This is a genomic window from Nocardia sp. JW2 (genome assembly GCF_051843015.1).
GTDB classification, from domain to species: domain Bacteria; phylum Actinomycetota; class Actinomycetes; order Mycobacteriales; family Mycobacteriaceae; genus Nocardia; species Nocardia coubleae.
Genome location: NZ_JBPXLK010000001.1, coordinates 563,953 through 590,878, shown reverse-complemented (window position 1 = coordinate 590,878; position 26,926 = coordinate 563,953). Strand labels below are relative to the sequence as shown.

Genomic DNA, 26,926 nt, shown 5'->3' with positions numbered 1-26,926 from the left:
CGCCATGCCGGTACCCATCCTGAAACAGGGCACATTCCTGATCGCCTCGGTCCAGTCGGCACTGACCGACGCCGACACCGAGCGGCTGCAGGACGATCTCATGACGCAGGTCAGCCGCTATCGCGCGACCGGCATCATCGTCGATGTCACGGCCATCGACGTGATGGATTCCTTCGCCGCCCGGTCGCTGCGCACCATCGCCCACATGACCCAGTTGCGCGGCGCGGAAACGGTGATCGTCGGTTTACAGCCCGAGGTCGCGTTCGCGATGGTGCAGCTCGGGCTCACCTTCGAGGACATGCAGACGGCCCTCGACCTCGAAGAAGGTCTCGCCTGGCTGAACCGTCACCCGCGCAGCCGACGAGATGGTCGTGACAGTGGCCGCTGAGCAGGTCGCGATCGCAGTCAAGGTGTCCGAGGACATCGTGACCGCACGCCAGGCCGGGCACGAGCTGGCGGCTCACCTCGGCTTCACCCTCACCGACCGCACCATGATCTCCACCGCCATCTCCGAAATCGCCCGCAACATCACCAGTTACGCGGGCAGTGGCGAGATCCGCCTGCTCGTCGACATCCGCGACGGCCGCCAGAGCCTCGTGGTCCAAGCCGAGGACCAGGGTCCCGGCATCCGTGACATTCCGCGCGCGCTCGAGGACGGGTACTCCACCGGTCGCGGCCTCGGCCTCGGCCTGCCGGGCGCTCGCAGGCTGATGGACGGCATCACCATCGATTCCGCCCCCGGCCGGGGGACGTTGATCGAAATGTGGAAGTGGGTACCCGACGGTGCATGAAGACGGGATCACCGGCCGCGCGGAATGGTCGACGGCCGGCCGGGCACTACCCGGCCAGGACGTCTCCGGTGACCGTGGCGTCGTCCTCGACACCGGCGACGGCGGTGTGCTGTTCGGCGTGCTCGACGGTCTCGGCCACGGCGCCGCGGCAGCGGACGCGGCCGATCGCGCGACCCTCGTGCTGTCGGAGAACCGCGGCGAACCACTGGATGTGCTGATGGTGCTGTGTCATCGGGCGATGGCCGAAACCCGCGGCGCCGCAATGTCGTTGGCGCTGATCGGGCCGGGCGACACCCTGCAATGGATCGGCGTGGGCAACGTGGAGTCGCGGCTGCTCACGCTCGGTCCGGCGGGCCCGGAGCTGCGGGCGACCATGCTGCTCACCGGCGGCATCGTCGGCTACCGCCTGCCCGCGCATCTCCAGCCGCAGACCCTGCCGATCAAACAGGGCGACCTGCTGCTGATGGCCACCGACGGTCTCGTCACCGCCGACGCCGACAAGATCGACCTGGCCAGGCCCGCGGCCGCCATCGCGGGCGACCTGCTCGCCCGCGACGCCAAGGACACCGACGACGCGCTGGTCCTGGCGGCCCGATTCCGGGGAGCAGGATCATGAGAGGGTGCCGATGAGTGCTGTCCTGGCCGCGTTCCTCGACGACTATTCGGCTGCCCTGCGCCGCCATGTCGCCGCGCCGGGCCAGACAGGCCTGAGCGAGGGCTACGACCTCGGCAGGCGCGCCCTCGTCGAGGGCATCAGTTTGCTCGATCTCACCGAACACCACTTCCGCACCGTCGCCGAACTCGCCGGCAGCGAGGCGTATTCGCGCGGGGCGGAGGTGGCGCTGGAATTCCTGCTGCAGACGATGGCCGCGCTCGACATCGCCACCCGCGGCTACCTCGACGGCACCAAGCGCTACGAGCAACAGCGTTCGCGCGCCGAGGATCTCGCGGGTCGCGACGCGTTCCGCACCGCGCTGGTCGAGTCGCTGCAGGACGGGTTCTTCGTCGCCGACGAGCACGGGACCATCGTCGAGGTGAACTCCGCGTTCGGGGTGCTCACCGGGTACGGGCCCGAGGAGGTGCCGTTCGCGCTGCCGCATCCGTGGGCCCTCACCGATCGCAAGGGCTATCCCCAGATCGGTACGGAGGCTTCCCGTTTCGTGATGCCGGTGTGTCACCGCGACGGCCGCGAACGCTGGCTGGCGGTGAGCGCGAGTTCGCTGGTGAAGCAGGAGAACAACGAGCGGATCTTCGTCGGCACGGTGCGCGACGTCACCGCCGAGCACGACGCGCAGGCCCGCGACCAGGCGGCCTCGCGACTGGCGACCGCGGTCGGCGCGGCCACCAGCATGGTGGAGGTCCTCGCCGTCGGGCTCGACGAATTGCGGCGGACGATGGGCGCGCGCACGGCACTCGTGGCGGTGTGGCCGAGCCGCACCGGTCGACCGGACCTCTACTCCTGCGGCGAGTCCCCCACCGCGGCACAGGCCCCGCCGGAACCCGAATTCGTCTCCGCCAACGCCAGATTCGTCGCGACGCCGGTGCAGCAGCCGAGTTCGCGCGGTGAGGCCCCGGTGGTGCTCGACGAGCAGACCAACGAACTGCTCGACCGGGCGCGCAGGCAGTCCCCGCGCGGTCTGTCGGCCATCACCGGCGACGAGGGCGGCGTGGACGCCGTCGTGGCGCCGCTCGGTGAGACCGGCGACGCGGCGCTGTGGGTGCGCTTCGGCGCCCCGCGCGCCGTGAGTGCCGCCGATTGGGCGCTGTATTCGCTGCTGGTCGGCCATCTCAGTGTCGCGTTGCAGCGTGCACGCAACTTCGATCAGGCCCGTGCCACCTCGCTCACCCTGCAGCGTGCCATGCTCGGACCGATCGAACTGCCGCCGCGATTCTCAGTGCACTACGAACCCGCCCTGCCGCCGCTCGAGATCGGTGGCGACTGGTACGACGTGGTCCCGCTGCGCGACGGCACCATCGGCGTGGTCGTCGGCGACTGCGTCGGCCGAGGACTGTCCGCGGCGGTGGTGATGGGCCAATTGCGCACTGCCGCACGGGCGCTGCTGCTGCGCGGTGCCGGACCCGCCCAGCTGCTAGCCGAGCTCGACGCGGTCGCCGCGCGGATTCCCGGCGCCATGTGCACCACCGTGTGCGCCGCCGTGCTCGACCCCGAGCGCGGCGTGGTTCGCTACTCCAACGCCGGCCACATGCCGCCGATCCTGGCCGCACCCGGTGGGCCGGGCCGGATCCTGGAAGGCGGGCGGGCAGTGCCACTGGCCACCTTCGACACTCCGCGCCGCCCCGAGGCGACCACCGCCTTGCCCGCGGGCTCCTCGCTGGTGCTGTTCACCGACGGACTGGTGGAACAGCGCGGCTACGACATCGAGGAGGGCTTCGTGAAGATCGCGGACGTCCTCAGCGAGACCGGCGGCGCGCTCCCCCGCGATGTGGCCGACGCCGTGCTGTCGCGGCTGTGCCCGCCCGCGGGCTACGACGACGACGTGGCGATGGTCGTCTACCGTCAGCCGCCGGAACCGCTGCACGTCGACATACCCGCCGCCGCAGTCGAATTGACCGGGCTGCGGCGCACCCTCTACCGCTGGTTCGCCACGGCCGCCGTGCCGCACGACCTGGCCGCCGACCTCGTCGCCGCCGCCAACGAGGCGTGTAGCAACAGCGTCGAACACGCCTACCGCGACACCGAACCCGGCCGGGTGGTGCTCACCGCCACCTGTGAGGGCGACCGGGTGGTCATCGAGGTCACCGACACCGGCCGCTGGGTGCCCACCCCCACCGACCCCGGCTATCGAGGCCGTGGGGTGGAGATGATGCGGGTACTCACCGAGGATCTCGAATTCACCCACGACGAAAAGGGCACCCGGGTGCGTATGTGGGTGACGCTGCCGTCGATCACCTTCCCGACCGCGAATCCACTGCGCGCCTCGACGCGCCCGCCGGGAATGTCGTCGCTGAGCTCGTCCTGACAACTGTCAGCAAATGCGGAAGGGCACAGAGAAATTCCGTGCTGACACGTCTACCCGTTGCTTGTCGGAGCCAAACTCCATTGCTACGGTGATACCGCAGTCCCACACCGAGCCAGGTGTGCATCCGGATATCCAGCGATCATCTCGCGAATTCGTTGAGCTGCACAACCCTGATGACACCGACGCTGTCGGTGCCATCGCCGTGCAATTTTGCGAGACGATCCCCATCTCGAAGGAGAAACTGATGTCTGCAGCAGTCGGCGACCTGATCGACAGTATTTTGAAGATCATCGGGTCGATCCTCTGAACAACGATCCGTGAGTAAACCGTCGATTCCGGAGCCGACGACAGCTCCGGAATCGACGGGTTCAGTTCGTGGTCGTCTGATACGCCTCGAGGTCGAAAACGCGCATCTGCCTGCGGTAACGGAAACTGTAGTCCGGCCACAGCACCGCGTTGTTGCCCGTGCTGTCGAGGAACCAGCTGCGGCACCCACCGGTGGCCCACACCGTTTTCGCCATCTTGCGCTGGATTCCCCGGTTGTATTCTTCCTCGGCGTCCTTGCGCACTTCGACGGTGCGCAGACCGCGCTGCTCCATGGTTTCCAGTGCCGAGATCAGGTACCGGAACTGGGATTCCATGATGTAGATCAGCGAGGTGTAATTCAAGCCGGAATTGGCACCGAGCATGAAGAACAGGTTGGGAAAGTTCGCGACCGTTGTGCCCTTGTAGTTGCGATACCCTTCCGCCTCACCGATTTCCGACAGCGTGCGCCCGTCGCGGCCGACGTACAGGTTGTAGGTCGGGGAATCCGATACCCGGAAACCCGTGCACAACACGATCGCATCGACTTCGCGTTCGGTGCCGTCTTCGGTGACGATCGAATTCGCCCGGACCTCCGCGATCGAATCCGTTACCAGATCCACATTGTCGCGGTCGAGCGCCGGATAGAAACGGTTGGACACCAGCATCCGTTTACAGCCGAGACGATGCGTCGGCACTACCTTCCGGCGCACCTGCGGATCCCGGATCTCGAGGAACATCTTGACCCGGCCGACCAACTCCAGCAGCACCGCCGCACGCGGATACTTGGCCTGGAAGACGACGAAGATCTCGCGCAGCAGGTAGATCATCGCCCGGACCAGCCGCTGGAAGCCGGGAATCCGCCGGAACGCGAACCGCTCGACCGCCGTATAGCGACGGCCCAGATGCGGCATCACCCAGGTGGCGGTGCGCTGATACACATCCAGGCTCGCCACCTCCGGCGCGATCGACGGAATGATCTGCACCGCGGACGATCCCGTGCCGATCACCGCCACCCGCTTGCCCACGAGGGTGGACTCGTGATTCCACCGCGCCGAATGGAAGATCTCCCCCTCGAAGCTCGACATCCCTTTGATATCGGGAAGATTCGGCTCCGCGAGCACACCGGCCGCCGACACGACCACGTCGGCGGTGAATTGCCCACGGCTGGTGTGGATCTCCCATCGGCCATCGGTGTCGTTCCAGCGCGCCGCCGTCATCTCGCAATCGAAGAGGTGCTTGTCGCGCACCCCGAAACGCTCCGACACGTCCCGGATGTAGCGTTCGATCTCGGCCTGCGGGGAGAACGACCTCGTCCAATTCGGGTTCAGCGCGAACGAATACGAATACAACTGCGAGGGCACATCACACCCGGCACCCGGGTAGGTGTTCACCCGCCACGTGCCACCGACATCGGGTCCACGTTCGAGCACGAGGAAATCGGTGTGCCCCTGCTGACTCAACCGGACCGCCGCGCCGACACCCGACAGCCCGCTTCCGACGATGATGATCCTGACGTGCCGTATATCCGGATCGGCCACGGTCACCGAGCTTCGTAGATGCGTTTGTGGCCCGACATCGCGGCCAGCCGGAACGGGCGCCGGGTTTCCTCGGCCATGGCGTGGTAGGCGCCGTCGGTGGGCAGCACCGCTTCGTGCAGGGCACGGTAGTGGTCGTAGTCGAGCATCTCGCGCGAGCTGATCGCGGCCTGGTTGGCCTCGGTGCGCAGGTGCGCGCGGTAGCCGGGTTGTACTGTGCCGCTGAAGAACTCGGCCACACTGCCGGAGCCGTAGCTGATCATGGCAAGGGCCTTGCCGGTGAGGTCGTCCGCGTGGTCGAGCAGCGAGGCCAGGCCGAGGTACAGCGAGGCGGTGTAGCTGTTGCCGACGGTGCGGTTGTAGGTGGTGGTGGCGCCGATGGCGGCCTCGAGGTCGGCTGCCTCGGCGGTGTGGCCCTGGCTCTCGAGCAGGTGCCGGTGCGCCTTGTAGGCCATCTTGGTGAAGGGCTGGTGGTAGCAGAACGCGGCGAACTCGCCGAGTTCGCGACCGCCCTGGCGGCGGTAGTCGCTCCACGCCTCCTGGGCGGCCTTCTGGTAGGCGTTCACCGAGGTCTTGCCGTCGACGATGGCTTCGGAGCGGTAGTTCGGGCGCCAGAAGTCCATGATGTCGGCGCTGTAGAGCCCCGAGATCGGGTCGAGCGCGAGGATGGCCGGGTTCGCGGTGACCAGCATCGCGACCGCCGCGGCGCCCTGGGTCGGCTCGCCCGGGGTGTCGAGTTCGTACTTGGCGATGTCGGCGGCGATCACCAGCACCCGCTGCGACGGGTCACGCGCGATCAGGCCCGCGGCGAACGCCAGCCCGGCGGTGCCGCCGTAGCAGGCCTGCTTGAGCTCGACCACCCGCGCCGCGTTGGGCAGCCCGATCAGCGAATGCAGGTACAGGGCAGCGGCTTTGGACTGGTCGACACCGGTCTCGGTGGCCAGCAGCACGGTGCGGATGTTGTCGGTGCCGTGCCGTTCCAGGATCGGCTGGGCGGCCGCGGCGGCGATGGTGACGATGTCCTCGTCGGCGGCGGCCACGCTCATGCGTTCCTGGCCGATGCCGAGGTAGAACTTGTCGCGATCCACCCCGAGTCGCTCGGCGAGGACGGCGTGATCGAGGGCGTAGTGGGTGGTGGCGAACGAAAGGTCGTGGATACCGACCGGCGTTGTGGTCATCGTTGTGTCCCGTTGCTCGTGGTTGACCGCTCGAATTGGGTATGGGCACGCATCAATTCACCGCGATTGGTCTGCGCGGCCATCAGCGACAGCTCACCGCACAGCACGGTGGCCGCACCGATCACGGCGAGGCGGCGCGCGTTCTCGCCGGGCTCGCGTTCGGCCCGGCAGCCGAGGCGCACCAGGTTGTCCTCGACGAAACTGGCGTGCTTGCCGTTACCGACCGTACCGACGATCAGGTTGGGCAGGGTGCACGAGAAATACAGATCACCGTCGCGGTCCTCGGCGTGGGTGACGCCCTGGGAGCCCTCGACGATATTGGCGGCGTCCTGACCGGTGGCCAGGTAGTAGGCCAGCAGCATGTTCGCGTAATGCGCGTTGGCGGAACGGATTCCGCCCGCGAGCAGGGTGCCGATCAGGTTCTTGCGGATATTGAGCTCGACGACCTTGGCGGCGGTGGTGTGCAGCCGCGCCTCGACCACCTCGCGCGGGATCAGCAGCTCGGTGACGACGTTCTTGCCGCGACCGAGGATGCCGTTGACGGCGGTGGCCTTCTTGTCGGTGCAGTAGTTGCCCGAGATGGAGCCGTAGCGCACACCGGGCATGGTCGACAGGATGTGGTCCATCAGGTGGTCGCTGGCCAGGGTGGCCATGTTGTGGCCGGAGGCGTCGCCGGTGGTGAACTCGAACCGCAGGAACAGCAGGTTGCCTGCGATCTGGTGGTTCAGGTCGATGAGCCGGGCGAAGCGGCTGCTGCCCGAGACGACCTCCTGCAGCTCGGGCATGCGGGCCTCGAGCTGCTGCACGGTGGTGTAGGCGGTGTAGGCGTCGTCGGCTTCGAGCAGGATCGACCGGGTCATCCGCTCGTCGATGAGGGTGGCGACGATGCCCTTCTCGGTGAGGGTGCTGATCCGCGCACCGCGCCCGACCGAGGGCCACAGCGGGGTCTCGTAGGTGGCCAGTGGCACATCGACGGAGTCGTCGACGACATTGCCGGTGATCCGCAGCGGACCGACCCACTGCATCGGGACAGCCGCGTACGACATGTCATTCATGGATGACTCCTTCTCGGAGGTTCGATTCGCGCCACCAGGGACTCCGGTGGGCGAGACAGGCCACATCGATGCCGCGCAGCGCGCAGAAGCCGGCCAGGTCGCCGGTGACGAGCACATCGCGACCGGTGAGCTCGGCGGGCGTGGTCGCGCCGAGGACGGTCATGATGTTGCGCAGCTGATCGAGCCAGGTGGTGATCTTGGCGACGAGGGCCTCGGTGCCGTGGTCGACGAGCGTTTCCAGGAACGCTCCCGCCACGCCGGTCGCCTTGGCGCCCAGTGCCAGGGCGCGGGCCATGTCGAGAGGTGAGCGGATGCCACCGGAGGCGGAGATGTCGATGCCGGTGATGCCGGTGCAGTCGAGCAGGCACGCGGCCGTCGACTGACCCCACTGTTCGATGAAGGCGAAGTCGGCGCCCGCCCGCCGGTCGTTCTCGATGCGCGCGAAATTGGTTCCGCCGCGTCCGCCGACGTCGGCCACGGCCACCCCGGCCTCGCGCAGCCACGTGACGGTCTGCCTGCTGAGGCCGAACCCGACCTCCTTGACGATCACCGGCACCGGCACGCCCGCGACGATCTCCTCGATGCGGCGCGGCCACCCGGCGAAGGCGCGGTCGCCCTCGGGCATCACGACTTCCTGCACCGAGTTCACATGGATCTGCAGCGCGTCGGCCTCGAGCAGGTCGATCGCGCTGTGCACCTGGTCGAGAGTGGCGTTGGCGTTCACATTGGCCAGGACGAACCCGTGCGGGTTCTCCTCGCGCAGCACCCGGAAGGTGCCCGCGACGGCGGGGTCACGGAAGTAGGCGCTCATCGACCCCGAGGCGATGGGGACTCCGGTCTCGCGGGCCGCGACGGCAAGCTGCCGGTTGATCTCGCCGGTATTGGTGCTGCCACCGGTCATCGCGTTCACGTACAGCGGTGAGTTCCAGTGCTTTCCGGCGAAATCGACGCCGAGCCGCACGTCGGCCGAGTCGATGCCGGCCAGGGCGTGGTGCACGAAGGCGACGGAGTCGAAATCGTTGCCACCGCTGTGGTTGCGGCGATGGTTCACCGCGTGGCGAACGTGGTCGTCCTTGCGGTCGGCGATCATGCGCGAACTCCTTCGGACGGGTGGATCCGCAAGGGCAGCTTGCGGATTCCGGCGGCTTCCCAGCCGTCGGTCAGTGCGGCGACAGCGGCGGCGCGGCCGTGCTCGAGCAGGGCGATACCGCAGTCGCCGCCACCGGCACCCGAGGGTTTCGCGGCGGCGCCGACCTCGGCCGCCACGTGACACAACGCGGCGAGGCGTTCGGTCATGACGCCGAGCCGCTCGGCCGCGTCGAGACCGAGGAGAAGCTCACGCGCGCAGTCGATTTCGGTGCGGATGGCGGTGGGGTCGTCGGCGTCGACGGCGGCGGCGAGGCGTTCGACGCAGGCATTGCTGTGGACCAGGAAATCGGCGCGTTCCAGGGGTGCGCCGAGCCCGGCGACCAGCGCGGGAGTGGAGGCGGGGGTACCGGTCCAGCCGACGTGCAGGTCGAGGGTGGTCGGAGTGGGCAAGGGGCGCACCGAAAGACCCGGCCACGGCAGGCGAAGGGCCGCGTCGACGCCCTCGGTCTCGGCGGACCGGGCGACCCGCGCGCGATCCGGTGAGCTGTAGGCGATCCAACCGCCCCAGGTGCTCGCGGCGACGTCACCGCCGGAGGCGCGGGGGTTGACCTCGACGGTGGCGAGCATGGCGAGCCGGTAGCGGTCCATCAGGCTCAGGCCGAGGTCGTAGAACTCGCCGAGCGCGGCCACCGCCGCGACGGTCACGGCGGCACTGGAACCGAGCCCGAACTTGCGGCCGTCGGCGTCGCCCAGATCGGCGGTGACATCCAAACGATAAGGGCGCGGGGTGATTCCGCGTTCGAGCACCAGTCGGTCGAGCACCGATGCGGCGGCGAACAGATAGGAGAAGGTGGCCGGAACCGACCCGGTCGCCGACACGAAGGAACCGGGGTGGCCTGCCGACGCGGGCGCCCGGGTCACGACCGCTTCCGCCGCGAGGGCGGCCGTCGCCGAGTTCGTGGGGGCCGATTCCGCCGAGGCGGCGACACCAGCCTGGTCGCCCGTCACGCGGCTACACCGGAGGGAGCTCCCGCCCTCCAGGTCCGTGGCGAGGACGGTGTCGCCGTCGGTCGCCGTGACCGTTGCGGTGGCGTAGCGGTCGACCGCGACCAGCACGGCCCGGTGACCCGGTTCGACGACGGCGTACTCCCCCGCGACGAACAGTTTGCCCGGGGCACGACAGGCGATCATGAGACCCCGACCTGCGCGGTGTCCGGGAGCAGCGTGGCTCCGGGACCGATGTGCGCGGTGCGGGTGGTGACGAAATCGCCGAGGCTCTCCACGGTCGCCGCCACTCGGGCGGCGTCGGCGCGGGTGCACAGCACCTTCACATTGGGGCCCGCGTCGATGGTCGCGTAGGCGAGCACACCGTCGGCGCGCAGGGCCTGCACGGCGTCGAGCACCGCGAGCGAGTGCGGCGAGAGGTAGCGGATGCCGGGGCGGGCGGTGAGCATGGTGGCGTGCATGCCGAGCGCGTTGCGTTCGGCGATCTCACCGATGGCGGCCAGGTCACCGCGGGCGACGGCGCGGCGCATCTCGTCGAAGTCGAGCATCGACGACTCGGCCCACGGCCGGTAGAACGGGGAGGTCTGGGTGGTGGCGCGCATGGCGTCGCGGCTCGACACCGTTTTGGCGGTCTGGTTCACGACCGCGACGACCAGGGCGGGGTCGAGTTCGTCGCCGCCGATCGGCTCGGCATAGGAACTCAGATCGCCCGCCTCGCCGTCGCCCTCGCCCGCGTGCCACACCACGAAACCGCCGAAGATCGAGCGCGACGCCGACCCGGACCCGCGCCGGGCCAGCCGCGACAGGGCACGCCCGTCCAGGTCCAGACCGTAGGCGGTGGCCGCGGCTGTGGCCAGCGCGGCGAAACCACTCGCCGAGGAGGCCAGCCCGGCCCCGGTCGGGCCGTCGTTGACCGTGACCACGGTGGCGCGTTCGGCACGGCCCGCCTTGGCCCGCACGAGGTCGAGGAAGCGTTCGATGCGGGTGTGCGCGGACCCGGTGGCGGCGGTGCCGTTGAACTCGATCTCGTCGGCCGGGCCGTCGGTGACGCGCACGGTGGTGGTGGTCGCGAAGATGTCGAGCGTCATCGACAGGCTGCTCGTGACGGGCAGGAACATCGTTTCGTCGCGCTTGCCCCAGTACTTCACGAGGGCGATGTTCGGGTAGGCGAGCGCGGTGGCCTCGCCGGTGGCGGAGGTCGAAGTCATTGGTGGGTACCGGGTTCCGAAGTCGTGGCGGACAGGGGCGTGGCGCCGGCGTGCATGGCGCGAGTCGGCACCGTCCAGGTTCGCACGGCACCCGCATGGCGCAGCGCGGCACTCACCCCGGGCGCCGAGGCGGGCTCGGTGAGGGCGAGCACACAGCCGCCGAGACCGGCGCCGGTGAGCTTGGCGCCGTGGGCGCCCGCACCGAGCGCGGCGGTGACGAGGGCGTCGATGTGCGGCGTGCTCACCCCCAGCTCGGCGAGCAGTTCCTGGAAATCGAGCATGGTCTTGCCGAGCGATTCGGCGGCACCGGCCGACAGCTCGTCGCCCGCGGCCGCGATCAGGCCCGAGGCGCGCTCGAGCAACGACCTGGCCCGCACGGGGTCTTCGTCGAGCCTGCGCCGCACGCCTGCCACCGCGTGCTGGGTGGAGCCGGGCACGCCGGTGTCGGCGATGACGAGCGCGGCGTCGAGCCCGATCGGCATCGGCTCGGCCCGGCCCTGGTGGAACCGGATCGGACCGTTCGCCAGGACGGCACTGGCGTCGATGCCGCTGGCCCGCCCGTGCGCGACCTGCTCGCCACATTGCACGAGGTCGTACAGTTCGCCGGGTTCGACGACGAGCCCGTGCAGATCGGCGACCGCGCGCACCGCGGCCCCCGCGCACGCGGCGCTGGAACCGAGCCCACGAGCCAGCGGAATCCCGCACTCCACAACGACTTCGACGGTAGTATCGGTGATTCCCCACCGCCGCAACGCTTCCTCGGCCGCGACCCGTGGACCCGACAGGGCGGTGTCGGTTCCACCGACGGTGAAGCGGAAGTGCCCGTCGGCCGGAACCTGCGACCCGGTGCCGGGTTCGGCCGGGCGCGCCAGGGCGCGGACCGGCAGGGCGGGCAGGGGGAACGCGATCGCGGGCGTGCCGTGCACGACCGTGTGTTCGCCCAGCAGGATCGCTTTGGCGTGGGCGCGCCCGATCCCTACGACCATGCCCGTTTTCGTGGTCACATCGATTCCTCTCCCAACTCGGGCAGGTTCACCGCCCGACATCCTTCCTACCGGAACGACGCCGGGCGGTCGGCCTCGCGCTTACCGAGTCGATCGGCCGAGAATACTGCGCACGGACGGGAAGAACGCGGGCACCTGTGCGGCATAGGCGCGATACGACGCACCGAAGCGGGCGATCAGGTCACGCTCCTCCAGGTAGGTGCCGAGCAGGATGTACCCGGTCAGACCCAGCGCCCACACCAGGTGGCCGACCGTGAACTCCCTGGCGAACCAGAACGACACGAGCAGCCCGGTCATCAGCGGATGCCGCACCAGCCGGTACACACCGTTGACCTGCAACCGGTCGACGGTGGCATCCGGCACCTGGATCACGTACTGCCGGTAGGCCTGGCTGATACCGAGTAGATGGAAATGGTTCAGCAGCAGAGTCGCCGCGTAGACCAGCACGAACCCGATCCAGAACCCGATATCGAGCGCGATACCCACCGCACCTTCAGCAGACCAGAGTACGTGTGGTATGGGCTGCCAGGCCAGCATGATGACCCACATCACCAGGCACACGCCGATGATGTAGACCGTCCGCTCGAGCGCTTCGGGCACCCAGCGGGTGATGAAGGCCTTGAACGCCGGCCGGGCCATGCCCGAGTGCTGCAGGGCGAACAAGGCCAGCAGCACCAGATCGATCGCGACGGCGGGCACCGCGGACAGGTGCGGTCCCTTGTCGACGGTCTTGGGCAGGAACCAGCCGCCCGCGAACAACAGCATCAGCGGCACCGTGATGCCCGCGAAGGCGTACACGGCGAAGGAGAACAGGAACGGGACGAGCCGACCGGGCGTGCTCAGCACGCCCCGCGCCTGCTGGGGAGTCATCAGATCCATGCGAACCACGGCAGGTAGCGGTTGCGGACGGTGCCCGATTCCAGGCGCTGCTCGAGGCGCGCCTTCCACTTGGTGCCGTAGCGCTCGTTGAGGAAGCCACCGGGCACGACCAGGCGCCAGCCCGACTGCGCGACCATCCAGTACGGCACGATGACGCCGGGGTTGACATCACGCATGTAGTCGAGCTTGTCGGGGATCTGGCTCCAGTGGATACCGGGGTAGCGGTGGTGGACGCTGTGGTAACCCTGGTTGAAGATGAGGAAGTTGAGGATGTTGCCCGCGTTGTTGAGCGAGGTGCTCGGTTCGTCCTCGAACCGGCGCGCCGGCGCGTGGCTCAGCCAGGCGAAGTAGCCGGCGTTGACCTGGGTGATGAGGAACGGCACCCAGTAGAACAGCACGAACCGCTCGGTACCCGCGGCGTACCAGACCGCGGCCATGACCACGAAGTACACCGCCAGGTCGAAGATGAACTGGTGGCGGGTGCGACGACGGCGCGGGGCCGGGTTCGCGGCGAACACCGTGCGCACGGTGTGGATCTTGACGATGGTTCCGTAGCGGATCCAGTACCAGATGGCACCGAGACCCTTTTCCATGCCGGTGGTGGCGGTGACGTCACCCGGGCCGTCGTTGAACCGGTGATGGTTGAGGACGTGCACCTCGCGCATCTCGGCGGCGGTCAGGTTGCCCGGCAGGCAGCACAGGATGTCGACCACCCGGTTGGGCAGCTTCGACACGAACAGCGGGCGATGGGTGTGCATGTGCATCACGCCGATGGTGAGCGAGAGGTTGAGCAGCGACAGCACGATGACGAGCGGGATCGCGATGTACCAGTTGCCCGCGGCGGGGACGAACAGGGCGGCCGCGGTCATCCCCATCCACAGTGCGATGTGCACGAGCGGACCGACATTGGAGGCGTGCTCGAGTTTGAGGACCCGCCGGCTGAACGGCGGTTTCTCGGTGGGCGCGACGGGCGTTGGGGTGCTCATGGGCGAGCTCCTTCGCTAGTAGTGACGATGCTCATGAACGAATTGCGTCGGTGGCGAGCGCTGCCTGTTGCAGGCGCTCGGCGAGGTCGCGCAGGGCGTCGGGCCGGTTGCCCGGCACCCGCTCCATGGCCCCGAAGGCCAGGTGGTCGGCGATCATCATGGTGCGCACCGTCGAGCCGGCCGGTTCGCCGGTCATCGGTTCCTCGGGCAGGGCCCGCACGAGGGCGAAGGTGGTGTCGACGATCAGCGGGACCAGCGAGGTCGCGGCCGAGTTCTCACCACCGGCGCGCAGCACATCGGTCTTGGGGACGTGGCGCTCGGCCGCGAAGTCCGGCGCGGCGTCGAGCATGGTGTGGATGGCGCCGTCGGCCCCCGCGCGCACCCGCTCGAGCATGCGGGTCCAGTACTTCGACGAACCCGCGGCCAGCACGGACGCCGTGAGCGGACGCCGGTACGGCTTGGGCGCACCGACCGCACCGCACAGGAACGCCGAGGTGGTGATGGTCATGTAGGCCATGGCCGCGCGGGCACCGAATCCCGGCGTGCCGGGGCCGAGCCGGGCGAGCAGCGCGAATCCGCCGAGGGTCGGGGCGAGCTGACGCAGCATCACCATGCGGGTGAGTTCCTCGCGGTCGGCGGCGCCGTAGAGCTCGAGTTCGCCGTCGCGCAGGTCGTTGGCCGACTGGGCGATCACCGCGATACAGCCGGTGAGCTCGCGCAGGTCGTCCTCGGGCAGTACGCCGTCGGCGACCAGGGTGCACGCGTAGTGGGTGACGCGGCCGAGCACGCCCTCGCTGTAGGTGACGCGCGGCAGCGGCTTGTCGAGGTTGCGGGCCATCACCGCGGCCATGTCGGTGAGCACGCTCGCCACCCGTTCGCGCGCCTGCGGCGACAATCCGGTCACCAGCGCGCGGATGTCGGCGATGCGCTCGGCGAGCAACAGGTCCAGCGCCTCGCTGTCGCGCACGACGCCGGTAGTCGGCGGCAGCGCCGGTGGGGCGGAATCGCTTGTGCCGTTGAGGTATTCGGCTGCGGCCAGCACAGCCGAACCCGCGTGGTCGCGGTCTGCGAGATCTTCGTAGGCGTCGAGCACCCGGCACGCGAGCAGGGCCGCGGCGGCTTCGGCACGCTGGTGGGCGGGCAGGAAACTCACCGCGATACCGAGGTTGCGTCCGGCCGGAACGAGGGCGAGCCGGGCCAGTTCCTCGGGCGTGCGCGCGGCGCGCATGGCGGCCAGGTCGGGGGCGCGGCGCAGCACTCGCAGGCCGCGGGCCAGCTGGAGGAGTCGGACATCGCTCATCGGGAGATCACCTGCCGCAGAAGTTCGCGCAGGTCGTCCCGCGCCGGAGAGGGGCCGAACACGTCGAGCGCGTCGGCCGCGGTTTCGGTGGCGGTCACCGCGACCACGCGGGCGGCCTTGGTCGCGCCGCTGTCGACGAGGTCGGTGCGCAGGGTCTCGCTCGGTGTGGCCGGGTCGAGCCACAGGTCGCGGGCGCCCTCGCGCAGGTCGAGCCACTCGATGACCGGCCAGGTCGGCACGCGACGTTCGAGATCGCCGCCTGCGTCCTTGCCGAGGCCGGGGCCGCCCTCGATATCGCGGACGTCGTCCATGATCTGGAAGGCCATGGCGAGCTGGTCGGCGTACACCATCAGCGCGTGCAGCCGGTCCAGGTCGACGCCGCCCGCGGTGCCGCCGTAGGCGCACGACAGCCGGAACAGGGTGCCGGTCTTGGCGATGGCGACCAGTTCGTAGTGCCTGCGCAGCGCGGGCACGTCGACGGCGGGTGGCAAGGTCTCGATGAGCTGGCCGAACGACAGCTCCGAGAGCCGGTCGGCGAAGGTGATACCGGGTGCGTCGGTGATGCGTTCGGCCATCGCCGGGTTGTCGGCGAGCACGCGGGCCACGACCTTCATCGCGGCGCCCGCCATGTGGAAACCGGCGCGGGCGGCTTGGCGGACACCGAAGGCCGCGGGGACCGACGGCGCGTCGCGGCGCAGCAGGGAGCCGTCGCAGATGTCGTCGTGGATCAGCGAGGATTCGTGCAGCATCTCCATCGCGCAGGCCAGGTCGACCGCGTCGGCGGGCGACACCGCGTCGCCCGGCGCCTCGGGGAGCAGGGTGGCGCAGGCCAGCACGAGCCTGGCCCGCACCCGCTTGCCGGGCGCGGCGAGCACATGGCGGTAGATGTCGTCGAAATCGTCACCGGTGAGCAGGATTTCGGACAGGCGCGCGGTGACGAGCGGGAGCTGCTCGACCGGCCCGGCCGGTCGCGGCAGGACCCTCACCTGGTCACCGGGGTGCTCCACGTGCACCGCCTGGGGAACCTCGGGGCGATGGGCTGAGGCTAGCGCGGAGTTGTCCATAGCGCTGAACTCCTTTGGTGTGGTCACGATGGCGGCAGGGCTCATTGCGCCTGGTGGACAGGGGTTTTCGAGGAATCGCCGCGGAGGAGTCGGAGGGGTGTCGCCACCGGCGGGCGTCGGGGCCGTGTTGTCCCGATCACTGGCTACCGACGGGTAGTTTTGTAGACGGTTGTCCCAATTGTCAAGCACTAGTGAAGGTTTCGCCCTGACGTGCACGAATAGCACTGGAGCACAATGTTTTTGAGCAGAACTAACTGATGACAGCGTTACAGCCGACGTCTTGATGTCATCACCGTAGTGACATGAAACACGCTGCGGCACAAGCGTTTACGCACGTGCGGCAAGCAGGCCGGAGGGGTGCGGTCAGCGCGCGACTGTTCGTCGCGGGTACGGTTTCACGGAGGGGTGCCACGACACTGTGGGCTTGCGCATCTGCGCTGAGAGGTCAGCGGGAGACATCCAGAGGCCGGCGACTTCGACGGCCGAGAAGTGTTACGTTCGCGACTCTACAATCGGTGACGCGGTCGCGCGAATCGAAAACCACAGCCGCACGGCCCCGAAATGGGCTGTGCGGCAGCGAAACACCGGTTCAGGGGGATTCCGTGCGATGACACGCCACGGGCGAGGACGCCGTGGCGTGGCGTGGCGGTTGTCAGCGGGGGCGTGTCAGCGGGGGCGCGAACCGAAGGGACGGTGACCGCGCTGCCAAGCCAGCCGGAACGACCATGCGGCGGCCAGGATCGACCCGACGACCACCACCGCGATCGCGGACAGGACGAGTCCCCCGGACCAGCCGACACCGGCGTAGTGCGCGATCATCGCCGAGGCGGCGATCGGGCCCGCGGTGAGCAGTACCGGGATCAAGAGGATCAAACCGAGAGTTACCAGAGTCGAGGGCGCCATCGTCGCCCCGGAGCGTCGCGTGATCGTAGCCATTTCCGCCCTCTCCATGGATGGAACTCAGCGAACGTCGAACTCAGCGATCCATAAACAAAGCTACAGCCCGGTGAACGCCATTCGCCCGATTGTCACGAAATGGTGATAACTCGGTTTGCGAAATATTTGCTCATGGGTCATGTTAATTCAGCGACTCCGATGAATGCCGTCACCGAGGCGCGCGAGTCGCGCTCAGCCCGGCTCGGTACCGAAAGTGCCTTCGAGACGATTGCGTGACCCGGGATGAATCAGCCGGGCCGCACTCACCAAGCCGCCGGAGGACCAGGTGCGCCGCCGGATCAGCAGACACGGCTCGTCACCGGCGATGCCGAGCAGCGCGCACTCGTCCTTGCTCGCCCGCACGGCTTCGACGATGTGTTCGCCACGCAGCAGCGGGGCGACCTCGCTCAGATAGGTGTTGGGGGTGACGGTGGTGAAATCCTGGGCGAGGTAGTCGGGCGCCTGGGCCGGGTTGACGTAGCGATCCTCGAGCTGGATCGGCACCTCGTCCTCGCGGTGCACCAGCAGCGAGTGGAACACCGTGCCGCTCAGGTCGTTTCCGAGGATCGGATGGCCTTCGTCGATCTGCTCGGCGCGCACGAAGACGACCTCGGTGCGGTGCCGGTGCCCACGCCGCGCGATCTCGTCGGCGATGTTCCTGACCTCGAACAGCGGCGAGGTGGCCTTGCCCGCGGCGACGAACGTGCCGACGCCCATCACCCGGGTGAGGGCACCGTCGGCGGTGAGATCGCGCAGGGCGCGGTTGATCGTCATTCTCGACAGCCCGAGCGCGGCGACCAGCTGATTCTCCGAGGGGATCTGCTCCCCCGCACTCCATCGGCCACCCTTGATCTGCGCCATGATCAGCTGCTTGACCCGCTCGTACGCCGCGAACTCCGTACCGAGCTCGCCGTAGAGCGCGGCCAGCTCCGCATCGGCCACTTCGATCGCCACCACCGGTATTTCCCTCCGCTCGACCAAGAGAATACGTCGCGGCCGATTTCGGCAGCTACTTGTATAGACAGGACTATACCACTAATCTGGTGTTCAGTGACCCCGGACACACCCGTCTTTCGAGGAGTGAACACATGACCGACGACACCGCGCCCGCCGCAGGTCCGCGCCCCGTCCGCGCCCCGCGCGGTCCCCAGCTGCACACCAAGGGGTGGCAGCAGGAGGGCGCCCTGCGGATGCTGATGAACAATCTCGACCCCGAGGTCGCCGAACGCCCCGACGATCTGGTCGTCTACGGCGGTACCGGGCGCGCGGCCCGCAGCTGGGCGGCCTACGACGCCATCGTGCGGACCCTGGAAACCCTCGAGTCCGACGAAACACTGCTCGTGCAATCGGGGAAACCGGTCGGCGTATTCCGCACCAACGAATGGTCGCCGCGGGTGTTGCTGGCCAATTCCAATCTGGTCGGCGACTGGGCCAACTGGGAGAAGTTCCGCGAACTCGAACAGGCGGGCCTGATGATGTACGGGCAGATGACCGCCGGTTCGTGGATCTATATCGGCAGCCAGGGCATTCTGCAGGGCACCTACGAGACTTTCGGTGCGGTGGCGCGTAAACGTTTCGGCGGGTCGCTGGCCGGCACGATCACGCTCACCGCGGGCGTCGGCGGAATGGGCGGGGCCCAGCCACTCGCGGTGACGATGAACGACGGTGTGGCCCTGTGTGTCGATGTCGACCCGGCCCGCATCGATCGCCGCATCGCGCACGGCTACCTCGACACCAAGGCCGACTCGCTCCAGCAAGCGCTGGATCTGGCCGTCGCCGCGCGCGACGAGCGCAGGCCGCTGTCGATCGGTCTGGTCGGCAATGCCGCCGAGGTGTTCCCGGCGCTGCTGGCCATGGACGCGCCGATCGATGTGGTGACCGACCAGACCTCCGCGCACGACCCGCTGTCCTACCTGCCGATCGGGGTCGCGCTCGAGGACTGGCACACCATGGCCGAGAAGGATCCCGTGTGGTTCACCACCGAGGCGCAGGCATCGATGGCCAAGCATGTCGAGGCCATGGTCGGGTTCATGGACAAGGGTGCCGAGGTGTTCGACTACGGCAACTCGATCCGTGACGAGGCCCGCAAGGGCGGCTACGACCGGGCCTTCGCGTTCCCCGGTTTCGTGCCCGCCTATATCCGGCCGCTGTTCGAGGAGGGCCTCGGCCCGTTCCGCTGGGCGGCACTCTCGGGTGACCCGGCCGATATCGCCGCCACCGACCGCGCGATTCTCGAGCTGTTCCCCGACAACGAGCATCTGAAGCGCTGGATCACCATGGCCGGTGAGAAGGTGAAATTCGAGGGTCTGCCCGCGCGTATCTGCTGGCTCGGCTACGGCGAACGGCACCGCGCCGGACTGCGTTTCAACGAGATGGTGGCCTCGGGCGAGCTGTCGGCGCCGCTGGCCATCGGACGCGATCACCTCGATTCCGGTTCGGTCGCCTCGCCCTACCGCGAGACCGAATCCATGGCCGACGGCTCGGACGCCGTCGCCGACTGGCCGCTGCTCAACGCCCTGCTCAATACGGCATCGGGCGCCTCGTGGGTGTCGATCCACCACGGCGGCGGTGTCGGCATGGGCCGGTCCATCCACGCGGGCCAGGTGTGTATCGCCGACGGCACGCCCCTGGCGGCGCAGAAGCTGGAGCGGGTGCTCACCAACGATCCCGGTATGGGCGTGATCCGTCACGTGGACGCGGGCTACGAGCACGCGGCCGAGGTCGCCCGGGAACGCGGTGTGCGAATCCCGATGCAGGAGAGCTGATATCGCATAGTTCGGCGCCGGGTGTGAAACGCACCCGGCGCCGAATCGTGTCACGGGTATCTACGCGGCGGATGCCCGGGATCACCTGCGTGAGTCGCGGCCCCTACAGCCCCCATGGCGCGCCGGCGGCTGTCACCACGCGGAGCCCGGAAATCCACGACGAAACGGCCCCAGGTGGCGGGAACCACCTGGGGCCGAGTCGGTTACAGCGGCGCGGTCGGCGCCGCCGGGTCAACCCAGCGGGCCGACAACGGATTCCGCGGCCTCCAGCAGTGCGCCGGACGCGGCCAGATTCACCGCCGCCTCGATTTCGGGCGCGAGGTGACGGTCGGGGCCGGGACCTGGGACGAGGGTCCGCAGGGCGTCGCGCACCGCTGCCGTGGCGGGCGACGGTGTGAGCGGCGCACGCAGGTCGAGGGCGCGGGCCGCGGTGAGCGCCTCGATGGCCAGCACACGGGTGAGGCCGTCGATGGCGCGGCGCAGTTTGCGGGCGGCCGACCAGCCCATGGACACATGGTCCTCCTGCATGGCCGAGGACGGGATCGAGTCCACCGATGCGGGCGCGGCGAGGCGCTTGAGCTCGGAGACGAGCGCCGCCTGGGTGTACTGGGCGATCATGTGGCCGCTGTCGACACCGGGGTCGTCGGCGAGGAACGGCGGCAGCCCGTGGTTGCGCGCCTTGTCGAGGAAACGATCGGTGCGGCGCTCGCTGATGCTGGCCACGTCGGCGACGACGATGGCGAGGAAGTCCAGCACGTACGCCACCGGGGCGCCGTGGAAGTTGCCGTTGGACTCCACGCGGCCGTCCAGGGTGACCACCGGATTGTCGACGGCGCTTGCCAGCTCGTACCCCGCTACCCGCTCGGCGTGGGCCAGGGTGTCGCGGGCGCCACCGGCCACCTGCGGTGCGCAGCGCAGCGAGTAGGCGTCCTGCACCACGGTGCAGTCGGGGGTGGCATGACTGGCCACGATCGCCGAGTCGGCCAGCAGCCGGGTCATGTTCGCGGCGGCGACCGCCTGGCCCGGCTGCGGGCGCAGCGCCTGCAGGTCGGCGGCGAACACCTTGTCGGTACCGAGCAGGCCTTCGACGCTCATGGCGGCGGTGACATCGGCCAGCCGCAGCAGCGCGCGCAGATCGTGACAGGCGAGCAGCAGTATCCCGAGCATGCCGTCGGTGCCGTTGATGAGGGCGAGCCCCTCCTTCTCCGCCAGCTCCACCGGCGCGATCCCGGCGGCGGCGAGCGCCTGGGCGGCGGGCATCGCGGTGCCGCTCGCGTCGCGGACCGTGCCCTCCCCGATGACGGCGAGGGCCACGTGAGCCAGCGGTGCGAGATCGCCGGAGCAGCCGAGACTGCCGTATTCGTGGACCACCGGGGTGATGCCCGCCGACAGGAGCGCGGCGTAGGTCTCGGCGACCACCGGTCGCACGCCGGTGCGGCCGGTAGCCAGCGTCGAGAGGCGGAGCAGCATGAGGGAGCGCACCACCTCCCGCTCCACCTCGGCCCCCGATCCGGCGGCATGCGAGCGGATGAGGCTGCGCTGCAATTGCTTACGCGACTCCTGCGGGATGTGGCGCACGGCGAGCGCGCCGAACCCGGTCGACACTCCGTACACCGGTCGCGGGTCGGCGGCCAGCGCCTCGATGCGCTCCCGGCTTTCTCCCATGGCGGCCAGCGCCTCTTCGGCCAGCCGCACCGCGGCACCCTCCCGTGCCACCCGCACCACGTCGGCGGGTGACACCGGACCGGTGCCGACGACGACCGGTTCCAGCGTGACCGACCGGTTCGAGTCGATACCCACGATATTTCTCCATTCCGAATAAGCGTGCAGGACAAGCAACTTCAGGCGACGTCGGCCGACACGGCGACCGGTTCGGGTTCGGCGGTCGCGGGCCGGACCCACAGGCGATAGGCGATACCGAGCAGCGCCAGCCACACCACACCCACCGCCAGGGCCACCCGGCTGTCGGCGTCGAAGGCGATGACCCCGATCACGAACACCAGGAACGCGATGGTGATCAGCTGGCCGTAGGGCCACAGCGGCACCGGGAACTTCAGTGCGGCGACCTGTTCGGGGCTCATGCCGCGCCGCGAGCGCAGGTGTGCGAGCAGGATCATCAGCCAGACGAAGATGGTGGCGAAGGTGGCGATCGAGGCGATCACCAGGAACACCTTGTCGGGGATCAGGTAGTTCAGCAGTACGCCCACCAGCAGGGTGACGGTCATGATGACCACCGTCATCCACGGCACCCCGTTGCGCGAGACCCGCTTCATCGCCGCGGGCGCCTGGCCGCGCTGGGCCATGCCGTACATCATCCGGCCCGCACCGAAGATGTCGCTGTTGACCGCCGACAGCGCGGCCGTTATCACCACGACATTGAGCACCGCCGCGGCGGGCCCGAGACCCAGGCTCTGGAAGATCTGCACGAACGGGCTGCCCTCGTCGCCGATGGTGCGCCAGGAGTCGATCGCCATGATCACCGCGAGGGTGAGCACGTAGAAGACGATGATGCGCACGGGCACGGTGTTGATCGCGCGCGGGATGGTGCGCTGCGGGTTCTCGGCCTCGCCCGCGGTGATTCCGATGATCTCGGTACCGCCGAAGGCGAACATCACGATGGCGAAGCAGGCGATGAAACCGCCGATTCCGGTGGCGAAGAAGCCGCCGTCGGCCCACAGGTTCTGCACGCCCGCGCTGGTGTCGTGGAGGCCGAAGCCGAAGATCAGCACGGCGATACCGCCGGCGATCATCGCCACGATGGCCACGATCTTGACCAGGCTGAACCAGAACTCCACCTCACCGAAGACCTTCACGCTGAGCAGGTTGATCGCGCCGATGAAGAAGATGACCGAGAGCACCCAGATCCAGCGTGGCACGTCCGGATACCAGAACCCCATGTACACACCGAACGCGGTGACGTCGGCCAGGCAGACGATGAGCATTTCGAAGGTGTAGGTCCAGCCGGTGAAGAAGCCCGCGAGCGGGCCGAGGTGCTGGCTGGCGTATTCACCGAACGAGCCCGCGACCGGGTTGCTCACCGCCATCTCCCCCAGCGCCCGCAGCACGAGGAACACGGCGGCGCCGCCGATCAGGTACGCCAGCAGCACCGAGGGGCCTGCCCGGTGGATCGCCTCGGCGGACCCGTAGAACAGGCCGGTGCCGATGGCCGAACCGAGCGCGATGAAACGGATATGGCGGGCGGTGAGGCCGCGGGTGAGCGCGGCGGCGGGCTTGTTCAAACCATTCTCCCGGGATCGGAAAGGGCGCAGGGTCGCCGGTGATGCCCGGTCTCTTCGCCTGTGGGGCCGGTCACAACGACCCCTACATGTATATGCCTGTCTATACAGCCGTGTCAATGGCCAGTTACCGTCTGGCACCGTAGCGCTTGACTATCCTGTATATACAGGCATATACATAGCGGGCGTGATCCATCGCACAGCCCGCCGCCAGGAGGACAACCCGTGCCAACCACCGTGCTGCGCGATATCGGCACCCTCGTCACCAACGACCCGGCTCTCGGCGACGGCCCGCTCGGGTTGCGCCGCGACGCGGCCGTCGTCTTCGACGACGCGCAGGTGGTGTGGGTGGGTGACAGCGCCGACGCACCCGCCGCCGATCAGGCGGTCGACCTCGACGGTCGCGCGGTGCTGCCCGGTTTCGTCGAGTCGCATTCGCATCTGGTCTTCGCCGGTGACCGTGCCGAGGAGTTCGCGGCGCGCATGTCCGGCCGTCCCTACGGCGCGGGCGGCATCCGCACGACGATCGCGGCGACGCGCGCGGCGACCGACGAGCAACTCGACGCGACCGTGCGGCGGCTGCTCGCCGAGTCGCTGCGGGCAGGCAGCACCACGGTCGAGATCAAGAGCGGTTACGGCCAGACCGTGGACGACGAATGGCGCAGCGTGCGCATCGCGGGCCGCCACACCGACGAGGTGACCTTGCTTGCCGCGCACGTTCCGCCGCCCGAATACGCCGGGCGCGCGGACGATTACGTGGCCATGGTGTGTACGGAGATGATTCCGCGCTGCGCGCCCGAGGCCCGGTGGATCGACGTGTTCTGCGAGCAGGGCGCCTTCGACCGGGACCAGTCGCATGCCGTCCTCAGTGCGGGCATCGCGCACGGGCTGGTGCCGCGCGTGCACGGCAATCAGCTGCACCAGGGGCCGGGCGTGCAGCTCGCCGTCGAACTGGGGGCCGCGTCGGTCGATCACGTCGCCCATGTCGGCGACGCCGATATCGACGCGCTCGCGAACAGCGACACCGTGGCGACGCTGCTGCCCAGCGCCGACTTCTGCACGCGCAACAGCTATCCCGATGCGCGGGCGCTGCTCGACGCCGGGGTCACCGTTGCCCTCGGCGCCGACTGCAACCCGGGCACGAGCTACACCACCAGCCTGCCGTTCTGTATCGCCCTGGCCGTGCGTGAGCTGCACATGACACCGGACGAGGCGGTCTGGGCGGCAACCGCGGGTGGGGCGAAAGCGTTGCGGCGCGGCGATATCGGCGCCCTCTCCCCCGGCATGCGGGCCGACGCCGTCGCGTTGGACGCGCCGTCACATCTGCATCTGGCCTACCGTCCCGGCGTTCCGCTCGTGCGCCAGGTGTGGCGCGGCGGCGTGCTCGCATCGAATTGAGGTGTCCCCCATGACTTCCTGGACCGGCCGCGTCGACGGCACGTCACCCGAGCATCTGCGCTGGCATCAGGCCGTCGCACCCTATGAACCCGGCGTCGACCCCGGCGACTGCGTGTTCGTCGGCTTCGCCAGTGACGAAGGCGTGCGCCGCAACAAGGGTCGGCCGGGCGCCGTCGACGGGCCCGATGCCCTGCGCCGCGCGCTCTCGCCGATGGCGCTGCCTGCCCCGCTGCGCGCGTTCGACGCGGGCACGATCGCGGTCACCGATCAGCGGCTCGAGGACGGCCAGCGCAGGCTCGGCGACACCGTGACCGCGCTGCTGGACGCGGGTGCCTTCCCGATCGTCCTCGGGGGCGGCCACGAGGTCGCGTTCGGCACCTACCTCGGCCTCGCGGGCGCCGAACGCGCCAGAGGCGCCACCATCGGAATCCTGAACCTCGACGCACATTTCGATCTGCGCCCCGATCCGGTACCGAGCTCGGGAACCCCGTTCCGGCAGATCCTCGAATCCGGCGCCGACGTGCGGTACGCGGTGCTCGGGATCAGCCAGCCGGCCAACACGACGATCCTGTTCGACACCGCCGATCGGTTCGGCGTGCGCTATCTGCTCGACGACGACTGCACCGCCGAGCGTGCGCGAGCCTTCGTCGCGGACTTCCTCGCCGGCATCGACCTGCTGTACCTCACCATCGACCTCGACGTCCTGCCCGCCGCGGTCGCGCCGGGTGTCAGTGCGCCCGCCGCGTTCGGTGTCGCGCTGCCCATCGTGCAGGCCGTCTGCGACCAGACCGCCGCGAGCGGCAAACTCGTGGTCGCCGACGTCGCCGAACTCAACCCGGCGCTCGATATCGACAACCGCACCGCCCGCACCGCCGCCCGGCTCCTGCACCGCCTCGTCACCCGGCGCGTCCCTCAGAAGTAGCGCACACCGACATAGAACCAGGCGATGACGCAGCTGAACACAGTGACGACCGCACCGTATTTCGTGAACTGCCAGAAGCTGATTCGCTGGCCTGCCCGGGCGGCGATACCGAGCGCGACGACATTCGCGCTCGCCGCGACCGCCGTGCCGTTGCCACCGAAGTCGGCGCCGAGCGCGAACGCCCACCACAGCGAGCGCGCGGTCTCGGGGTCGGGGGCATCCGCCACGATGCCCTCCACGACCGGTGCCATGGTCGCGGTATACGGGATGTTGTCCACGAACGCACCGAGCAGCGCGGACCCGAAGACGAGTGCGGTGGCGGCGAGGAAATAGTCGTCACCCACCCAGGTGCTCGCCGCAGCGCCGACCGCGGCGATCACCCCGGTGTGCACCAGGCCGGCGACCATCACGAACAGGCCCATGAAGAACACCAGCGTCGGCCATTCCACCTCGTGCAGGATGTCCCCGATGTCGAGCCCGGACACCAGCACCATCACGCCCGCACCCACGAGTGCGATCACCGACGGCGCCACGTGCACCACGCTGTGCAGGCAGAACCCCGCCACCACCGCGGCCAGCACGATCAGCGATCGCACGAGCAGTCTCGGGTCACGGATCGCGCGCCGCTCCCGCAGGGCGAGCACGGCCTCGACCGAGTCCGGGTCGGTACGCAGCGCCGAACGGAACAACACCCGCGTGAACAGCACGAACAGCGCGAAGACCAGCACCACGATCGGGGCCATGTGCACCAGGAAGTCGTTGAAGCTCAGCCCCGCCCGGCTGGCGATGATGATGTTGGGTGGGTCGCCGATCAGCGTCGCCGCGCCACCGATGTTCGCGGCGAGCACCTCCGCGATCAGGAACGGCTGGGCGCTGATACCGAGCCTGCGGCACACCACGAGCGTCACCGGGGCGACCAGCATGATGATGGTGACATTGTCGAGGAACGGTGAGGCCACGGCGGTGATCAGCATGAGCATCACCATCAGCCGGTAGGGATTGCCGCGCGAGCGCTTGGCCGACCAGATCGCCAGGTAGTCGAACAGGCCCGTCTGCTTGACGACGCCGACGATGATCATCATGCCGAGCAGCAGGAAGATGACGTTCCAGTCGATGCCCGCGTGCGGCGAGAAGAACACCTGCTCGCCGGGGATCAGCCCGAGCACCGCCATCAGGCCGGCGGCGATCAGCACGGTCTTCACCTTGTCGACACGCTCCGTGGCGATGAAGAAGAACGCCACCACGAAGATGGTGGTCACGGCGAGGACGGCGGCCATCGTCGGCGCCG

The 26,926-nt window shown here is 68.9% G+C and carries 24 protein-coding genes; 8 read left to right on the top strand and 16 right to left on the bottom strand.

Features of this window, described 5'->3' with window-relative positions:
* Positions 1–4: 4 nt before the first annotated feature.
* From ACSVDM_RS02725 to ACSVDM_RS02705, 5 genes are read left to right on the top strand one after another with little or no spacing between them, the layout of a single operon-like run.
* The gene (locus ACSVDM_RS02725; RefSeq protein ID WP_067492042.1) at positions 5–388 is read left to right on the top strand and encodes an STAS domain-containing protein; all 384 of its coding nucleotides are present in this window, start codon (positions 5–7) and stop codon (positions 386–388) included.
* Positions 366–791 carry an ATP-binding protein gene (locus tag ACSVDM_RS02720; RefSeq protein ID WP_067492040.1) on the top strand — a complete coding sequence of 142 codons (426 nt, stop codon included), beginning with the start codon at positions 366–368 and terminating at the stop codon, positions 789–791. Before ACSVDM_RS02725 ends, ACSVDM_RS02720 begins: the two co-directional genes overlap by 23 nt.
* On the top strand, positions 784–1,407 hold the full coding sequence (locus ACSVDM_RS02715) for a SpoIIE family protein phosphatase (RefSeq protein WP_439262468.1): 624 nt from the start codon (positions 784–786) through the stop codon (positions 1,405–1,407). Before ACSVDM_RS02720 ends, ACSVDM_RS02715 begins: the two co-directional genes overlap by 8 nt.
* 10 nt (positions 1,408–1,417) lie before the next feature.
* The gene (locus tag ACSVDM_RS02710; protein WP_439262466.1) at positions 1,418–3,772 is read left to right on the top strand and encodes a SpoIIE family protein phosphatase; all 2,355 of its coding nucleotides are present in this window, start codon (positions 1,418–1,420) and stop codon (positions 3,770–3,772) included.
* Positions 3,773–3,785: 13 nt separating this feature from the next.
* Positions 3,786–4,079 carry a hypothetical protein gene (locus tag ACSVDM_RS02705; protein ID WP_439262465.1) on the top strand — a complete coding sequence of 98 codons (294 nt, stop codon included), beginning with the start codon at positions 3,786–3,788 and terminating at the stop codon, positions 4,077–4,079.
* A 61-nt stretch (positions 4,080–4,140) separates the two neighbouring features.
* Here ACSVDM_RS02705 and ACSVDM_RS02700 read toward each other — a convergent pair whose 3' ends face one another.
* The 13 genes from ACSVDM_RS02700 to hutC form a co-directional block, all read right to left on the bottom strand.
* On the bottom strand, positions 4,141–5,616 hold the full coding sequence (locus ACSVDM_RS02700) for a flavin-containing monooxygenase (protein WP_439262463.1): 1,476 nt from the start codon (positions 5,614–5,616) through the stop codon (positions 4,141–4,143).
* Between the two features lie 2 nt (positions 5,617–5,618).
* Positions 5,619–6,791 carry a hydroxymethylglutaryl-CoA synthase gene (locus ACSVDM_RS02695; protein ID WP_067492033.1) on the bottom strand — a complete coding sequence of 391 codons (1,173 nt, stop codon included), beginning with the start codon at positions 6,789–6,791 and terminating at the stop codon, positions 5,619–5,621.
* Positions 6,788–7,846, bottom strand: coding sequence for a hydroxymethylglutaryl-CoA reductase (locus tag ACSVDM_RS02690; protein ID WP_439262461.1), 1,059 nt, complete (start codon positions 7,844–7,846; stop codon positions 6,788–6,790). The genes ACSVDM_RS02695 and ACSVDM_RS02690 overlap by 4 nt, the downstream gene beginning before the upstream one ends.
* Positions 7,839–8,936, bottom strand: coding sequence for a type 2 isopentenyl-diphosphate Delta-isomerase (gene fni / locus ACSVDM_RS02685; RefSeq protein ID WP_067635811.1), 1,098 nt, complete (start codon positions 8,934–8,936; stop codon positions 7,839–7,841). Before fni ends, ACSVDM_RS02690 begins: the two co-directional genes overlap by 8 nt.
* A complete protein-coding gene (locus ACSVDM_RS02680) occupies positions 8,933–10,126 on the bottom strand; it encodes a phosphomevalonate kinase (protein ID WP_439262459.1) in 1,194 nt (397 codons plus the stop codon). Before ACSVDM_RS02680 ends, fni begins: the two co-directional genes overlap by 4 nt.
* Positions 10,123–11,148, bottom strand: coding sequence for a diphosphomevalonate decarboxylase (gene mvaD / locus ACSVDM_RS02675; RefSeq protein ID WP_439262457.1), 1,026 nt, complete (start codon positions 11,146–11,148; stop codon positions 10,123–10,125). The genes ACSVDM_RS02680 and mvaD overlap by 4 nt, the downstream gene beginning before the upstream one ends.
* Entirely contained in the window at positions 11,145–12,152 is a 1,008-nt protein-coding gene (gene mvk / locus ACSVDM_RS02670; protein ID WP_439262455.1) for a mevalonate kinase, read from the bottom strand. The genes mvaD and mvk overlap by 4 nt, the downstream gene beginning before the upstream one ends.
* Positions 12,153–12,233: 81 nt before the next feature.
* The gene (locus ACSVDM_RS02665) at positions 12,234–13,031 is read right to left on the bottom strand and encodes a methyltransferase family protein (protein WP_181699111.1); all 798 of its coding nucleotides are present in this window, start codon (positions 13,029–13,031) and stop codon (positions 12,234–12,236) included.
* Positions 13,022–14,017, bottom strand: a complete 996-nt coding sequence (locus tag ACSVDM_RS02660) for a fatty acid desaturase (RefSeq protein ID WP_439262452.1) — start codon at positions 14,015–14,017, stop codon at positions 13,022–13,024. Before ACSVDM_RS02660 ends, ACSVDM_RS02665 begins: the two co-directional genes overlap by 10 nt.
* A 31-nt stretch (positions 14,018–14,048) precedes the next feature.
* Positions 14,049–15,317: a hypothetical protein gene (locus tag ACSVDM_RS02655; RefSeq protein WP_439262450.1), complete on the bottom strand. Its 1,269-nt coding sequence runs from the start codon at positions 15,315–15,317 to the stop codon at positions 14,049–14,051.
* Complete coding sequence (locus ACSVDM_RS02650; RefSeq protein WP_439262448.1) at positions 15,314–16,381, bottom strand: polyprenyl synthetase family protein; 1,068 nt, start codon at positions 16,379–16,381, stop codon at positions 15,314–15,316. Before ACSVDM_RS02650 ends, ACSVDM_RS02655 begins: the two co-directional genes overlap by 4 nt.
* A gap of 666 nt (positions 16,382–17,047) precedes the next feature.
* A complete protein-coding gene (locus ACSVDM_RS02645; RefSeq protein ID WP_157104742.1) occupies positions 17,048–17,317 on the bottom strand; it encodes a hypothetical protein in 270 nt (89 codons plus the stop codon).
* A gap of 192 nt (positions 17,318–17,509) precedes the next feature.
* Positions 17,510–18,280, bottom strand: coding sequence for a histidine utilization repressor (gene hutC / locus ACSVDM_RS02640; protein ID WP_439262680.1), 771 nt, complete (start codon positions 18,278–18,280; stop codon positions 17,510–17,512).
* Between the two features lie 125 nt (positions 18,281–18,405).
* On the opposite strand from hutC, the gene hutU reads away from it, so the two are divergent.
* A complete protein-coding gene (gene hutU, locus ACSVDM_RS02635) occupies positions 18,406–20,082 on the top strand; it encodes a urocanate hydratase (protein ID WP_439262446.1) in 1,677 nt (558 codons plus the stop codon).
* Positions 20,083–20,313: 231 nt separating this feature from the next.
* On the opposite strand, the gene hutH is transcribed toward hutU, so the two are convergent.
* Positions 20,314–21,882, bottom strand: a complete 1,569-nt coding sequence (hutH, locus tag ACSVDM_RS02630; protein WP_439262444.1) for a histidine ammonia-lyase — start codon at positions 21,880–21,882, stop codon at positions 20,314–20,316.
* A gap of 41 nt (positions 21,883–21,923) precedes the next feature.
* Positions 21,924–23,321, bottom strand: a complete 1,398-nt coding sequence (locus ACSVDM_RS02625) for an amino acid permease (RefSeq protein WP_439262442.1) — start codon at positions 23,319–23,321, stop codon at positions 21,924–21,926.
* Between the two features lie 222 nt (positions 23,322–23,543).
* Between ACSVDM_RS02625 and hutI the strand changes: the two genes are divergently transcribed.
* Together hutI and hutG are read left to right on the top strand one after the other, a co-directional pair.
* A complete protein-coding gene (gene hutI / locus ACSVDM_RS02620) occupies positions 23,544–24,716 on the top strand; it encodes an imidazolonepropionase (protein WP_439262440.1) in 1,173 nt (390 codons plus the stop codon).
* Positions 24,717–24,726: 10 nt separating this feature from the next.
* Positions 24,727–25,638, top strand: coding sequence for a formimidoylglutamase (gene hutG, locus ACSVDM_RS02615; protein WP_439262438.1), 912 nt, complete (start codon positions 24,727–24,729; stop codon positions 25,636–25,638).
* Here hutG and ACSVDM_RS02610 read toward each other — a convergent pair.
* Positions 25,629–26,915 (bottom strand): SLC13 family permease, encoded by a 1,287-nt coding sequence (locus ACSVDM_RS02610; protein WP_439262436.1) that lies wholly within the window; start codon positions 26,913–26,915, stop codon positions 25,629–25,631. The genes hutG and ACSVDM_RS02610 overlap by 10 nt on opposite strands.
* Positions 26,916–26,926 lie beyond the last annotated feature (11 nt).